Source organism: Allobosea spartocytisi (assembly GCF_014764685.1).
Classification (GTDB): domain Bacteria; phylum Pseudomonadota; class Alphaproteobacteria; order Rhizobiales; family Beijerinckiaceae; genus Allobosea; species Allobosea spartocytisi.
Genome location: NZ_JACXWY010000026.1, coordinates 1 through 12,838, shown reverse-complemented (window position 1 = coordinate 12,838; position 12,838 = coordinate 1). Strand labels below are relative to the sequence as shown.

Sequence of the window (12,838 nt, the reverse complement as noted above, 5' to 3'; positions counted from 1 at the left end):
GGATCTAAACGCCCGGAACGGCCGAGACCCATGCGGATCAGGATCTCCCACACGATCAGCTACGAATATGCCGAGCCGGCCCGGCATATCGCCCAGATCCTGCGCCTGACGCCACGCGACCATGACGGCCAGCACGTCATGTCGTGGCGGATCGAGCCCAGCATCGACGGGCGCCTGCGGGCTTCGCAGGATGCGCATGGCAATATCGTTCACACCTTCTACGCCGACGGCCCGATCTCCGCACTCGGGATCAAGGTCGACGGGCTGATCGAAACCGTCGATCTCGCCGGTGTCATCCGTGGCGGGCTGGAGCGGGTCCCTTGCGACGTCTATCGGCGCGACACCCTTCTGACCGCGCAGGACGATGCGCTGCGCGCCTTCACCGACGAAGCCACCGCTGGCGCCGGCACGCCGCTCTCGCAGATGCATGCGCTGATGGCCGCGGTCCATGAGCGCATGACCTGCCTCGACGCCAGCGGACACACCGGCGTTGGCGCACCGGCTGCCTTCGCGGCGGGCGAGGCGATCCCGCAGGATATCGCCCATGTCTTCATGGCCTGCGCGCGCCATCTCGGGCAGCCGGCACGCTACGTCTCCGGCTATGTCGCGCGATCGGACGATCTGCTCCTGGGCAGCGGCGCCCATGCCTGGGCCGAGGTCTATCTCGATGGCTATGGCTGGATCGGCTTCGACAGCGCCAATGGCCTGTGCCCCATCGACACACATGTGCGTGTCGCGGTAGGGCTGGATTTCGCCGACGCCGCCCCTGTCCGGGGCTCGCGCCAGGGCGGCGGAGGCGAGAACCTCAACGTTCTCGTCACGGCACAAGAAGCCGGCAGTCGGCAGGTCAATCAATAGCCGTAGCTGGCGGCCGAAACTTAAGCCGGCCACGTTGATTCGATTTGGTCGGATCAGGCCACAAGCGATTGACGGACTTAAGGGATCGAAGGACCGCGACCGTGACCTATTGCGCCGGAATCCTCGTGCAGGACGGGCTGGTGATGATCGCCGACACCCGCACCAATGCCGGGCTCGACGATATCTCGACCTTCCGCAAGCTCCACATCTTCTCCTGGCCAGGCGACCGCAGTTTCGGGCTGGCGACGGCCGGCAACCTCTCGATCACGCAATCGGTCATCAGCTTCCTGCACGAGGGCCTGCCCCATCCCGAGACCGGCGAGATCGAGACGCTGCGGAACGCGACCACCATGTTCCGGGCGGCCCAGCTCGTCGGCCGCTGCATCCGCCATGTCCGGGAGATCGACGGGCCGGCGCTCGACGAGGCCGGCGTCAAGTTCGAGATGTCCATGCTGTTCGGCGGGCAGATCAAGGGCCAGCCGATGCGGCTCTTCATGATCTACGGCGCCGGCAACTTCATCGAATGCGGCATCGACGCACCCTTCCTGCAGATCGGCGAGCACAAATACGGCAAGCCGATCCTCGACCGCGCCGTCACCTTCAAGACCCATCTCTACGATGCGCTGAAGGTCGGGCTCATCTCGATGGATTCGACGATGCGCTCCAATCTCGGCGTCGGCCTGCCGATCGATCTGCTGGTCATGCGCCGCGATGCCGAAGACCTCGAGCTCAACCGCCGCATCGAGGCCGGAGAACCCTATTTCCACGATCTGCGCGAGCGCTGGTCCGCCGCGCTGCGGGCCGCCCACATGGCGATTCCGCGCCCGCCCTACGGGCCCAGCTCCCCGTAAAGACTCCGGCCCTTCGTGAAGCCGGCCTCATTTTCGCGGTAAATCCCGGCGCCAAGGCAACGGGATGTCAATACTTACGCGGTTAGCTCGCATCGAAGGATCGATGCCGGACGTGCAATGCTGCAACCTGCCACCGCGAAGATGACGAACGCGGGTTCATCCGCGCGCATGTTCGCGAGCACCGTCGCGACGCTGGGCTGCGCGTTCCTGCTCCTGCTGGCCGTCGGTGCGGCCGTGGTGATCGCGATCACGCGCGAGGCCAATCGGCTCGAAGCCCAACGCCAGCGCGAGCGCATCGAAGCCGCCTTCAACAATCAGATTCGCGCCAGCGAGCTCAGGTTGGAACGGCTGGCCATCGCGGGCGCCTTCCAGGAGACGCTGCGCGGACCGGAGCCCCATACCGGACTGCAGAACGCCTTCAGCCGCCTGGGCGGCCAGCTCGCCGATTTCGACGGAGCCTATATCGCATCGGCATCCGGAACCGTCCTCGCCGGCGTCGAAGCGGGCGAGCCCGCCGGCCAGGCCGGCTATGACGGCCTGCGACATTTCAGCGGCTTCATTCCCGGAGGAAACTCCCGGCCCGTGGCCGGCAGCCTATCCTCCGATCGCGGCTCGGCCTGGTCGACCATCGCCAGCAACGGCAGCGACACGATCCTGCTGATGGTGATCGACTTGTCGCGCATCGCGACGCCGGTTCACTCGCCGTCGCTGGGGCGGCTGTCCTTCGTCGCCTATCGGCGGTTGTCCGGTACCATGCTGGCCGAGCTGGCGGATGGCTACCGCGTCGCCGGCATGCGCCTCGTCGATCGACAGCCCTCCGACGCGCTGTCGAGCCTGCCCATTCCCTCTCCGGACGCATCGGTCAGCACCTGGCTGACCTGGACACCGGACCGCCCCGGCGACGTCATGCTGGAGCGCTTCCTCTGGGCCCTGATCTCGGTCGGCGTGCTTTTCTCCGGCATCATCGTCTTCGTGGTCCAGCGCCTGCGCGCGGCAGCCGTGCAGATCACGCTACGCGAGCAGGAGATCCAGCGCCTGGCCGGCCAGGACGAATTGTCGCTGCTGCCCAACCGGCGCAGCTTCGACCTGACCTTCGACCAGGCACTCGCCCGGCTCGACCGCGGCGACTCGGCGCTTGCGGTGTTTCTCATCGATCTCGATCGCTTCAAGGCCGTCAACGACACTTATGGCCATACGGCCGGCGACGAGCTCATCCGCCAGGTCGCCAACCGGCTCCTCGGCACCGTGCGGGCGGGCGATACGGTGGCGCGCCTGGGCGGCGACGAATTCGGCGTCATCCAGGCGCATGCCTCCCCAACCGGCTCGGCGGCGCTGGGCGAGCGGATCCTGGCCGCTCTCACCGCCCCCTTCACCGTCATGGGCGTCGAGGTCACCATCGGCTGCTCGGTCGGCATCGCCCTGGCACCGCGCGACGGCGCGAAGCGCGAGACGCTGCTCAAGCTCGCCGACACTGCGCTCTACGAGGCGAAGAACAGCGGTCGCAACCGCTGGTCCTTCTTCGAGCCCCAGATGAACCGCGCGCTCCAGGTCAAGCGCATGGTCGAGGACGATCTGCGCAACGCCATCGAGCAGGACAAGCTCACCCTGCACTACCAGCCTCAGGTCTCGATCGACGGCTCCACCATCATCGGCGTCGAGGCGCTCGTGCGCTGGCCGCATCCGGAGCATGGCATGATCCCGCCTTCGGAGTTCATCGCCATCGCCGAGGAGCGCGGGCTCATCGTGCCGCTGAGCGAATGGGTGCTGCGGCGCGCCTGCCAGGAAGCCAGGCGCTGGAAGGGCGTCCGCCTCGCCGTCAACGTCTCGCCGATCCAGTTCCGCCACAAGGACTTCGTCGCCAACGTCATCCGCATCATCGGGGAGACGGATTTCGATCCCGGCCAGCTCGAGCTGGAACTGACCGAAGGTGTCCTGATCGAGGATGCCGACGCGGCCGAAACCGCGATGATGGACATCAGGGCCCATGGCGTCGGGCTCGCGCTCGACGATTTCGGCACGGGCTATTCGAGCCTGATCTATCTGCGCCGCTTCGCCTTCGACAAGATCAAGATCGACCGCTCCTTCCTCGAATACATGGAAGAAACCGGCGAATCCGCGATCCTGGTCCATTCGATGGCGCATCTCGGCCGCGCGCTCGGCCTGCGCGTCTGCGCCGAGGGCGTGGAGACGGCCGAGCAGCACCGCTTCCTCCAGGCCATCGGCTGCCACGAACTGCAGGGCTTCCTCTTCTCGCGGGCGGTTCCCGCCGAGGAGATCGACCGCCTGCTCGCGGTGAACAACCCTTTTGCTGAAGTGCTCGCTGCCTGACCGGACACCCGATCAGAACAGCAGCTCCTGGATGCCGCTGAAGATCGCATAGGCGAAACCGGCACTGAGCGCGAGCCCGATCGCCCCGATGACCGCCCCCGCGATGATCAGCACGCCGTCGCGCTCGACCATCCCGAGCCCGACCAGGCAGACGGCGAGCCCGAGGGGGATCTGCCCGATGAACGGCGCCGCGACGATCAGCCCCAGCGCCAGGATCAGGATGACGAGCCCGAGGATCGGCACCGCATAGGGACCGCCGAGCATCGTCAGCCGCGGCCGTGAGAAACGCTCGAGCCAGATCAGGGGCGGCAGCGCCCGCTCGATGGCGCGGTTGAGCTCCGGCTTGCCGATGCTGCGCCTGAGCAGCGCCTGCGGCAGCCAGGGCGTCTTCCGGCCCGGCAGCATCTGCAGCGCGACGAAGGCCAAGACAAGCCCGCAGACCAGCGGAATCGGCGGCGGCATCGGCAAGCAATTGGGCAGGCCGAGCAGCACCACAAGCAGCGCATAGGCGCGATCCTGCAGCGCCGCGATGATGGTGCCGACCTCGACACGCTCCCCGGGCAGACCGGCCAGCGCCTTCAGAAGTCCGGATGTGCGTAAGGGAGATGACAAGAGAGCCAGGCCGTGCCGGATTGAGCTGCCCGCCTAGCACGGCGGGGCAACCCGCAACAAGCACGCGCGACGCAGGCGCTCAATGCAGTGTCAGCACACCGTTGACGCTGCGGATCTCCGCCGGCCGGATCAGTCGCGAATGCGCGACGGTGACGGAATGCACCGGCCCGTCGAGCTCGCGCCGCCAGAAATCCAGAAATTCATGCAGCACGGGAAAGCGCGGAGCGACGTCGTATTGCTGCCAGATGAAGGTCTGCAGCACGCTGAGATGATCGGGCATGCGATACAGGATCGTCGCCGTCGTCAGCCCATAGCCCTCGAGCTGCCTGATGAAGTCCTCTGAAACCATCTGCACCTCCCCTCCCAGCGGGATTGAAAGCTTAGCCGGATGCGTCGAGGCTGCGCCCGGTTGGTTAACAAAAGCTTGCAAGCTTACTCCCAAACTGCTGCAATTCTTAGGCTCGTCTGCGGCGCAAGGGGGACGCTCGGCGGGCCGGGGGCATGCGTGGCGTGGGGTAGCCGCAGAACCGGTCGGACCAGGCTGGCGATGGTCGTCGCGGCCCTGCCCCTGTCCGTCTGTTCGGCCGCCCTTGCCGAGGACGATGAAGCGGATGAGGAGCGTTCCCGGCTTTCGACCGTGATCTTCGGCTCGATGGAGGCCGGCCCGACCAAGACCTTCCTGTCGGTCGGAATGAAGCGCGCCATCGGCGGCGGCCTGGCCCAGAGCGGCTTCCGCCTCTTCCTGAAGGCTGGCGGATCGCAGGAACAGACGCGGCGCCAGTCGCCGCGCGGCACCACCTACAAGGCCGAGACCCAGACGCTGCTCGGCTATGAATGGCGCATCGGCGACACGTTCGTCGCCCTTTATGCCGGCTCCGACGTCCAGAGCGAGAGGCGCGACGAGCCACTCGGCCCGTCGCTGATCGAGACACGTTACGGCGCGCGATTGCAGGCCGATCTCTGGTCCACGCCGCTGCCGGGCATGATGTTCCAGGCTAGTGCCTATGCCTCGACGCTGGACCGGCGCCTCTGGGCGCGTGCCGCTCCCGGCTGGCAGATGCCGCTCGGCTTCTATGTCGGACCGGAGGTCGAAGCCTATCGCGAACGGGACTATCGCAAGCTGCGCCTTGGACTGCATCTGACGGGCCTGCGCCTGCTCGGCCTCGAATGGCGCCTCGCCGGCGGCTGGCAGCGCACCAGCGACCGGCCCTCGGAGGCTTACGCGACGCTCGGCCTGCACTGGCAGCGCTGACGAAAATGCGCGAACCCTCATCCTGAGGAGTCGCGAAGCGGCGTCTCGAAGGATGCTCCAGATGGCTCCGGAGCCTCGTGAAGCATTCTTCGAGACGCCAATCCCTTGGGAATGGCTCCTCAGGATGGGGGGCTCAGGGCACAAAACGGCCGCTACAGGCGAGCCGTCAGCCCTGCAACGCCCTGAGCGCTTCCGGCGTATCGACGTCGATGGCGATGGCCGGATCCTCGAAGGGAACCTCGACGACGCGGCTGCCGGCCTCGTCAAGCAGGCGGCGAGCCCCGCGATCCCCGGTCAGCAGCGAAACCGCAGGGAAGATCGGCCGCGCCAGCAGCACCGGGTTGCCGCGATGGCCGAACAGCGTCGGCACCACGGCCAGCGAATCCGGCTGCTGGAGATGGCTTTCGGCCAGGCGCTCGATGACCTGAGAAGTTACGTTAGGCATGTCGCCGAGCGAGATCACCGCCGCTTCGGCCTCGGACGGCAGTGCCGCCACCCCGGCGCGAACCGAGCCGGCGAGCCCCGAAGCATAATCGGGATTGTGCACGAAGCGGATCGGCAGGTCGGAAAGAGCGGCCTCCACCGCCTCCTTTTGATGGCCGGTGACGACCAGCACCGGATCGAGCCGGGCCTCGAGCTGCGCCTCGACGGCATAACGCACGATCGGCTTGCCGCGCAGCTCCTGCAGGAGCTTGTTGTCGGCGCCCATCCGGGTCGAGCGGCCGGCCGCCAGGACGATCCCGGCAATATGTCCGGGGCCATGTTGCCCCGGCGCGCGCGGCTGCGGCCGCGAGACGATCTCCATCAGCAACCCGCCCACGCCCATGCGCTGGACATCGGCGCGGCCGACGCGGATGCCCGCCAGATGGCGCTGCAGCACCCAGTCGAAGCTGTTCTCCTTGGGCGAGCGCGCGCAGCCCGGCGCGCCGATCACCGGCTTGCCGTCGATCTCGCCGAGCATCAGCAGATTGCCGGGATCGACCGGCATGCCGAGATGCTCGACCCGTCCGCCCGCCTCGATCAGCGCTTGCGGGATCACGTCGCGCCGGTCGGTGATCGCCGAGGCGCCGAAGACGACGATGATGTCGCTGTCGCCTTTCGCCAGCACCCCGATGCTCTCCGCCAGCGGCGTCGTCTCATGCGGCACGCGCCTGTCGGCCGAAAGGACCGCGGCCGCCGGCGCCAGCCGGTCCATCATGACGCGCATCGTCTTGTCGACGACGCTGGGCTTGAGCCCCGGCAGGATCGTCGAGATCACGCCGACCTTCGAGGGGCGATAGGCCGCGACCGCGATGGCCCGCTCCGGGCCGAGCGCACTGAGCGCCTGCTCGACCCGCGTTTCCGAGACGGCATAGGGAATGATCTTGACGGTGGCGATGAGCTCGCCGGCGACGACCGCCTTGAGTGCCGGCAGCGTCGCCACCGTGATCGCCTCGTCGACGGTGTTGAAGGCGTCGATCGCCGCGACATCGACCGTGAGCACGCCCGCCGTCGTCGCGAACATGTTGACGCGCCCCGTGAAGGGGGCTTCCGCGACGATGCCCTTGCCGGTCAGGCGCGCGGCAAGCCGCGAGGCCGCCTCGTTCTCCGCGACATCCCCGGGCTCCAACCGCACGGCGACGATCTCGCCGATACCGGCTCCGGCGAGCCCGGCCGCGATCTCCGCGGTGACCAGCGCGCCCTTCTTCACCGTCGTCGCGCCGGCCCGAATCGTATGGGCGGCGATGCAGCCGACGGAATCGGCGATGGCGATGGGGCCGAACTTCATGATGCGTGCCCTTTCAGGCGGGCTTCCTGCGCGGGCCGCGCAGGCTGCTCACGATCTCCGCCAGGATAGCGAGCGCGATCTCGGCTGGCGAGACAGCGCCGATATCGAGCCCGATCGGGGCATGGATGCGCCGTGTCACCTCCTCGCCGAACCCGGCCGCAGCGAGCCGCTCCAGCCGCTTGCCATGCGTCTTCCGGCTGCCCAGCGCCCCGATATAGAAGCAGTCCGAGCGGAGCGCCGCCGTGAGCGCGGGATCGTCGATCTTCGGATCATGCGTCAGCGCGACGAAGGCGGTGTAGCCGTCGAGCCCGACCTGCGGCAGGACCTCTTCGGGCCATTCCGGCAGCAGCGCCACGCCCGGAAAGCGCTCCGGGGTGGCGAAGGCCGTGCGCGGGTCGATGATCACGAGATCGAGATCGAGTTCCTTCGCCATCGGCGCCATCGCCTGCGAGATATGGACGGCGCCCGTCACGACGATACGCGGATGCGGCGCCTGCACGGTCAGGAAATAGGAAGCGCCCTCGGCCTCGACCATGCCGCTCTTGCCGGTGCGCAACTGCTTCTCGACGAGTTCGGCCAGCGGATCGGCCGCGATCTCGCCCTGCCGCACCAGCCGCTGCGCGCCGCTCGCGAGTTCGGTCACCAGCACCGCCGCGCGCCGCGCTGCGCGCTCGTCATTGAGCGCGGAGAGGATGGCGAGATCCACCGTTCAGCCCCTGTCGGTCGCGAGCTTCAGGCCGAGCGCGATCATCAGCGAGCCGCCGATCCAGCGCCCGAAGGCGAACCCTGTCCTGGTCTTCTTCATCGCTCCCACGACGAGCGAGGCGCCGAAGACGGTGACGAGATCGGCCGAGGAGAAGGCGAAATTGACCACCATGCCGAGGATCAGGAACTGCGCCCAGACCGGCAGCGAGCCGGCCGGATCGACGAACTGCGGCAACAGCGCGATGAAGAACAGCGCGACCTTCGGGTTCAGGATCTCGACGATGAAGGAATCCAATAGCGCCCGTTTCACCGTCTTCGGCGGCGCGATGGGCTGGTCGGGCGCGCCCAGGCGCGAGCGGATCATGCCGATGCCGATCCAGACGAGATAGATCGCGCCGGCGATCTTCACCGCCATATAGAGTTCCGGCACATGCTTGAACACGGCCGACAGGCCGAAGGCCGCGGCGAAGACGTGGACATAGCAGCCGAGATGGATGCCGAGCATCGCCATCAGCCCCGCCCTGCGGCCATGGCTGATCGTTTGGGCGGCGGTGTAGAGCAGCGCCGGCCCCGGAAAATACGCGACGAGGATGGTCACCGTCGCGAAGGCGACAAGGGTCTCCCAGGAGGCCATCAGTGCTTATCCTTGCTGCGAACCGGCTCGACATAGACCTTGATGCGCCCGCCGCAGGAGAGCCCGACCTTCCAGGCCGTTTCGTCTGCGACGCCGAATTCCAGGACCCGCGGCTTGCCCTCGGCGATGACGTCGGCGGCCTCGGCCACCACCGCCCCCTCGACGCAGCCGCCCGAGACGGAGCCAAGGAAATTCCCCTCCCCGTCGATGACGAGATGCGAGCCCACCGGGCGCGGCGCCGAGCCCCAGGTCTCGACGACGGTCGCGATGGCGACTCCACGGCCGGCCGCCGCCCATTCCTCGGCAGCGCGCAGGATATCGGTTTCGGTGCTGATCATGATGCCAATCTCCTCAGCCCTCATCCTGAGGAGCCGCGAAAGCGACATCTCGAAGGATGTTCCAGAGCAGGCTGGAGCATCCTTCGAGACGCGATCTGCGATCGCTCCTCAGGATGCGGGCTAGCTCCGCTAAGATCATGCCTCAACCCGTCTTCTTCAACCAGAGCCGCGGATCGCTCTCCCGCTCTGCGTCCCGCGACAGCGCAGCGCAGAGATCGGCCATCGCCGCGAGGTTGTGGATCGGCCGGAACGAGTCGACATGCGGCAGCATCGCCTTGATGCCGCTGGCGCGCGCCGCGAAGGCATCGTAGCGCAGCAGCGGGTTGAGCCAGACCAGTTGCCGGCAGGAGCGGTGCAGCCGGTCCATCTCGAAGGCGAGGCTGTCGTCGAGATGGCGCTCCAGCCCGTCGGTGAAGAGCAGCACCACCGCCCCGCCCGACAGAACCCGCCGCGACCAGACGCGGTTGAACATGTGCAGCGCCGTCGCGATGCGCGTGCCGCCCTCCCAGTCGGGCGCCGCCTTGCCGGCCAGCGCCAGCGCCTCGTCGGGGTCGCGCGCCTTCAGCATGCGGGTGACATTGGTTAGCCGCGTGCCGAAGACGAAGGAATGCACGCGCCGGCGCTTCTCGGTCAGCGCATGCAGGAAATGCAGGAAGATGCGCGAATATTCCGCCATCGAGCCGGAGATATCGACCAGCGCGACGACCGGCGGATGCACCTGCCCCCGCTCGCGGAAGGCGAGGTCGATCGAGCCGCCCCCGCCGCGCAGCGAGCGGCGGAAGGTGCGGCGCGGATCGATGCGCAGGCCCCGCGCCGCCGCCCGGAAGCGGCGCGTTTCGATGCTGTCATCCGGCAGGCTGAGCTCGGCGATGAGCTGCTTGGCGCGCGCGATCTCCGCCGCGCTCATCTGGGCGAAGTCGCGCGACTTCAACATCTCGCGATCGGAGACGGTGAGTCGCGCCGTGAGCTCGGTGAGCTCCGCCGGCGGCTCGTCCTCGCGTGGCGGCGGGGTGAAGGCTTCCGCCACCCTGAGCGCCCCGGCTTCCGCCTTCTCCGGCTGGCGCTCGGCGCCGGGCGAGACCGGCGACATCTGCGCCATGATCTTCTCGATCAGGTTGCGTCGGCGCCAGAACAGCCGGAAGGCCTGGTCGTAGACCGCGCTGTCCTCATGCTTCTTCACGAAGATCGCATGCAGCGCCCAGTACATCTCCTCACGCCCGCCGAGCGCGCCCTCGGCCAGCGCCTCGACAGCCTCGGTGACGGCCCCCGGCCCGACCGGCAAGCCGGCCGCGCGCAAGGCACGAGCGAAATAGGCGACGTTCTCGGCGAGCTTCCCGCTCACGCTCCGACCGTCTCCGTCATGAACACCTTCTGGACGATCTGCCAGCGGCTCTCGATCTTCAGCAGGGACAGAAGGTCTGTGAAGTAGCGCGGCGGCATCTGGCACTTGACCTTGACCAGCGCCAGCGTCGGCCCGACGAGATCGATGGTCAGGATGTGGTCGTCGCGCTGAAGCCCGCTCGCCTGTGGCGACGGCCGGTTGCGCACCAGTTCGAGCCATTGATCGCACAGCAGGATCTGGATCGTGCCGTCCTCGCGGGCCGTGGTCAGCGCGCTGGTGGGATGGAAGACATGGGCGAGCTTCTCGGCGTTGCCCTCATAGAGCCCGTCGAGATAGGTCCGCACCGTGGCTTCGACGGCCTTGATGTCCGCATTCATGACAGCCTCCCTCGCGCCTCGCCAATCGGTCTGCTGCCGCGGTCGGTGGATCAGCGCCCCGCCTCGGCCTTGGCCTGATCCAGCAGCTCCTTCACCTTCGAGCCCTGCATCGCCTGGATGTCGTCCTGATACTTCAGGAGCGCGCCCAGCGTATCGGAGACGATCGCGGGATCGAGCGCAACCGCATCGAGCTCGACCAGCGCCGTCGCCCAATCCAGCGTCTCGGCAACGCCCGGCGCCTTGAACAGCTCTTCCTTCCGGATCGCCTGCACGAAGGCGACGAGCTGCTTCGAGAGCTTGCCCGGAGCCTCCGGCACGCGCGCCTTCAGGATGGCGAGCTCGCGCACCGCATCGGGATAGCCGACCCAGTGATAGAGGCAGCGACGCTTCAGCGCGTCATGGATCTCGCGCGTGCGGTTGGAGGTCAGGATCACGATCGGCGGCTCGGCCGCCTTGACCGTGCCGAGCTCGGGGATCGTCACCTGCGCATCGGCCAGCACTTCCAGCAGGAAGGCCTCGAAGGCTTCGTCGGTGCGGTCGAGCTCGTCGATCAGCAGGATCGGCGGCCCGCCCTCCTGCGGCTCCAGCGCCTGCAGCAGCGGCCGCTTGACCAGATATTTCTCGGAGAAGATATCGCCTTCCAGCCGCTCGCGGTCTCCGGCAGCACCACCCGCCTCAGCCAGCCGGATCGCCATCATCTGCCCGGCATAGTTCCACTCATAGACGGCGGAGGCGAGGTCGAGCCCCTCATAGCATTGCAGCCGGATCAGCCGGCGCCCAAGCCCCGCCGCCAGCACCTTGGCGATCTCGGTCTTGCCGGTGCCGGCCTCGCCCTCCAGCAGCAGAGGCCGCTTCATCCTGAGCGCCAGGAACAGCACGGTCGCGAGCGCGCGGTCGGCGACATAACCCTGCCCCTGCAGAAGCGAGAGCGTCGCGTCGATGGAAGCCGGGATGCGGGAGGAATTCAGCATGCTCGTTCTCTAACGCGGCAGCGCCGGCGAAGGAAGGCGTGGCGGCGCACAGCCATGCTGCTGACATGGCGGGGTGGCAGGAATTGTAGCCTCCAGCCGCCGGCCTTCCGACACGAAGACAACGGAGCACGGATCATGAGCACCGAACAGATCGCCAAGGATTTCACCGCCCTCCTCAAGGAAGGCAAGCACGACGAGGCCGCCAGCCGCTTCAACGCCGAGGATATCGTCAGCTATGAGAACATGCCGGGGCCGATGGCGGTCTGCCGCGGCAAGGAAGCGGTCAGGCAGAAGGGCGAATGGTGGGCCGCCCATCACGAGATGCACGACTTCAGCAGCGAAGGTCCCTATCTCAACGGCGACCAGTTCGCGGTCCGCTTCCATGTCGACGTCACCGTCAAGGAAACCGGCGAACGGCGGATCATGGACGAAGTCGGCCTCTACACGATCGGAGACGGCAAGATCGTCGAGGAACGCTTCTTTTATTGACGCGCCTCGCGTCAATCCTGGGCGAAGCAAAGCGCAGACCCGGGAATCTCGTGACGAGAAGGCGCTGATTGGCGCCCTCCCCGGCCCGAGATGCTCGGGTCAAGCCCGAGCATGACGCGCGATGGCCAGCTCAGGCTTTTCCTGTCGCCTGCGCCACGGCCTGCTTGGCCATCACGCCGATCAGATGGGCGCGGTATTCGGCATCGGCATGGATGTCGCCATTGATGCCCTTCGCCGTATGCTTCAGCCCGTCCAGAGATTTCGGCGCGAAGCGGGCCTTCAGCGCGGCTTCAGCTTCGGGCCAGCGGAAGAC

At 67.3% G+C, this 12,838-nt stretch carries 14 protein-coding genes and 1 pseudogene; 5 read left to right on the top strand and 10 right to left on the bottom strand.

The window, feature by feature from the left end; genetic code table 11:
• Positions 1-30: 30 nt before the first annotated feature.
• The 3 genes from IED13_RS24960 to IED13_RS24950 all read left to right on the top strand — a co-directional run bounded on the left by IED13_RS24960 (position 31) and on the right by IED13_RS24950 (position 4,037).
• Entirely contained in the window at positions 31-858 is an 828-nt protein-coding gene (locus tag IED13_RS24960; RefSeq protein ID WP_191125812.1) for a transglutaminase family protein, read from the top strand.
• Positions 859-959: 101 nt separating this feature from the next.
• Positions 960-1,709, top strand: coding sequence for a proteasome-type protease (locus IED13_RS24955; protein ID WP_112764549.1), 750 nt, complete (start codon positions 960-962; stop codon positions 1,707-1,709).
• Between the two features lie 168 nt (positions 1,710-1,877).
• A complete protein-coding gene (locus IED13_RS24950; protein ID WP_162720212.1) occupies positions 1,878-4,037 on the top strand; it encodes a putative bifunctional diguanylate cyclase/phosphodiesterase in 2,160 nt (719 codons plus the stop codon).
• Between the two features lie 12 nt (positions 4,038-4,049).
• On the opposite strand, the gene IED13_RS24945 is transcribed toward IED13_RS24950, so the two are convergent.
• Together IED13_RS24945 and IED13_RS24940 are read right to left on the bottom strand one after the other, a co-directional pair.
• Positions 4,050-4,649: an exopolysaccharide biosynthesis protein gene (locus tag IED13_RS24945; protein WP_112764548.1), complete on the bottom strand. Its 600-nt coding sequence runs from the start codon at positions 4,647-4,649 to the stop codon at positions 4,050-4,052.
• A 79-nt stretch (positions 4,650-4,728) separates the two neighbouring features.
• Positions 4,729-4,998, bottom strand: a complete 270-nt coding sequence (locus IED13_RS24940) for an usg protein (RefSeq protein WP_038358499.1) — start codon at positions 4,996-4,998, stop codon at positions 4,729-4,731.
• 198 nt (positions 4,999-5,196) lie between these two features.
• On the opposite strand from IED13_RS24940, the gene bcsS reads away from it, so the two are divergent.
• Positions 5,197-5,901 carry a cellulose biosynthesis protein BcsS gene (gene bcsS / locus IED13_RS24935; protein ID WP_162738004.1) on the top strand — a complete coding sequence of 235 codons (705 nt, stop codon included), beginning with the start codon at positions 5,197-5,199 and terminating at the stop codon, positions 5,899-5,901.
• A gap of 166 nt (positions 5,902-6,067) precedes the next feature.
• Here the strand turns inward: bcsS and IED13_RS24930 are convergent, their stop codons facing one another.
• The 7 genes from IED13_RS24930 to IED13_RS24900 all read right to left on the bottom strand — a co-directional run bounded on the left by IED13_RS24930 (position 6,068) and on the right by IED13_RS24900 (position 12,036).
• Positions 6,068-7,669: an NTP transferase domain-containing protein gene (locus tag IED13_RS24930; RefSeq protein WP_191125811.1), complete on the bottom strand. Its 1,602-nt coding sequence runs from the start codon at positions 7,667-7,669 to the stop codon at positions 6,068-6,070.
• Between the two features lie 13 nt (positions 7,670-7,682).
• Positions 7,683-8,375 (bottom strand): XdhC family protein, encoded by a 693-nt coding sequence (locus tag IED13_RS24925; protein WP_191125810.1) that lies wholly within the window; start codon positions 8,373-8,375, stop codon positions 7,683-7,685.
• Between the two features lie 3 nt (positions 8,376-8,378).
• Positions 8,379-9,008: a LysE family translocator gene (locus IED13_RS24920; RefSeq protein ID WP_113254881.1), complete on the bottom strand. Its 630-nt coding sequence runs from the start codon at positions 9,006-9,008 to the stop codon at positions 8,379-8,381.
• Positions 9,008-9,346 (bottom strand): XdhC family protein, encoded by a 339-nt coding sequence (locus IED13_RS24915; RefSeq protein WP_191125809.1) that lies wholly within the window; start codon positions 9,344-9,346, stop codon positions 9,008-9,010. Before IED13_RS24915 ends, IED13_RS24920 begins: the two co-directional genes overlap by 1 nt.
• 142 nt (positions 9,347-9,488) lie before the next feature.
• Entirely contained in the window at positions 9,489-10,688 is a 1,200-nt protein-coding gene (locus tag IED13_RS24910; protein ID WP_191125808.1) for a vWA domain-containing protein, read from the bottom strand.
• Entirely contained in the window at positions 10,685-11,065 is a 381-nt protein-coding gene (locus tag IED13_RS24905; RefSeq protein ID WP_191125807.1) for a nuclear transport factor 2 family protein, read from the bottom strand. Before IED13_RS24905 ends, IED13_RS24910 begins: the two co-directional genes overlap by 4 nt.
• A gap of 50 nt (positions 11,066-11,115) precedes the next feature.
• Positions 11,116-12,036, bottom strand: coding sequence for an AAA family ATPase (locus IED13_RS24900; protein ID WP_113254883.1), 921 nt, complete (start codon positions 12,034-12,036; stop codon positions 11,116-11,118).
• 135 nt (positions 12,037-12,171) lie between these two features.
• Between IED13_RS24900 and IED13_RS24895 the strand changes: the two genes are divergently transcribed.
• Positions 12,172-12,525, top strand: coding sequence for a nuclear transport factor 2 family protein (locus tag IED13_RS24895; protein ID WP_038358516.1), 354 nt, complete (start codon positions 12,172-12,174; stop codon positions 12,523-12,525).
• Positions 12,526-12,655: 130 nt separating this feature from the next.
• Here IED13_RS24895 and IED13_RS24890 read toward each other — a convergent pair.
• Positions 12,656-12,838: pseudogene (locus tag IED13_RS24890) on the bottom strand (FAD binding domain-containing protein); the annotation flags it as partial.

What these genes read in the sequence shown, in the direction of transcription:
- IED13_RS24960 (WP_191125812.1), top strand. Translation starts at nt 31, where the DNA reads ATGCGGATCAGGATCTCCCACACGATCAGCTACGAATATGCCGAGCCG.
- bcsS (WP_162738004.1), top strand. Translation starts at nt 5,197, where the DNA reads ATGGTCGTCGCGGCCCTGCCCCTGTCCGTCTGTTCGGCCGCCCTTGCC.
- IED13_RS24915 (WP_191125809.1), bottom strand. Translation starts at nt 9,346, where the DNA reads ATGATCAGCACCGAAACCGATATCCTGCGCGCTGCCGAGGAATGGGCG.
- IED13_RS24950 (WP_162720212.1), top strand. Translation starts at nt 1,878, where the DNA reads ATGTTCGCGAGCACCGTCGCGACGCTGGGCTGCGCGTTCCTGCTCCTG.
- IED13_RS24930 (WP_191125811.1), bottom strand. Translation starts at nt 7,669, where the DNA reads ATGAAGTTCGGCCCCATCGCCATCGCCGATTCCGTCGGCTGCATCGCC.
- IED13_RS24895 (WP_038358516.1), top strand. Translation starts at nt 12,172, where the DNA reads ATGAGCACCGAACAGATCGCCAAGGATTTCACCGCCCTCCTCAAGGAA.
- IED13_RS24920 (WP_113254881.1), bottom strand. Translation starts at nt 9,008, where the DNA reads ATGGCCTCCTGGGAGACCCTTGTCGCCTTCGCGACGGTGACCATCCTC.
- IED13_RS24900 (WP_113254883.1), bottom strand. Translation starts at nt 12,036, where the DNA reads ATGCTGAATTCCTCCCGCATCCCGGCTTCCATCGACGCGACGCTCTCG.
- IED13_RS24940 (WP_038358499.1), bottom strand. Translation starts at nt 4,998, where the DNA reads ATGGTTTCAGAGGACTTCATCAGGCAGCTCGAGGGCTATGGGCTGACG.
- IED13_RS24905 (WP_191125807.1), bottom strand. Translation starts at nt 11,065, where the DNA reads ATGAATGCGGACATCAAGGCCGTCGAAGCCACGGTGCGGACCTATCTC.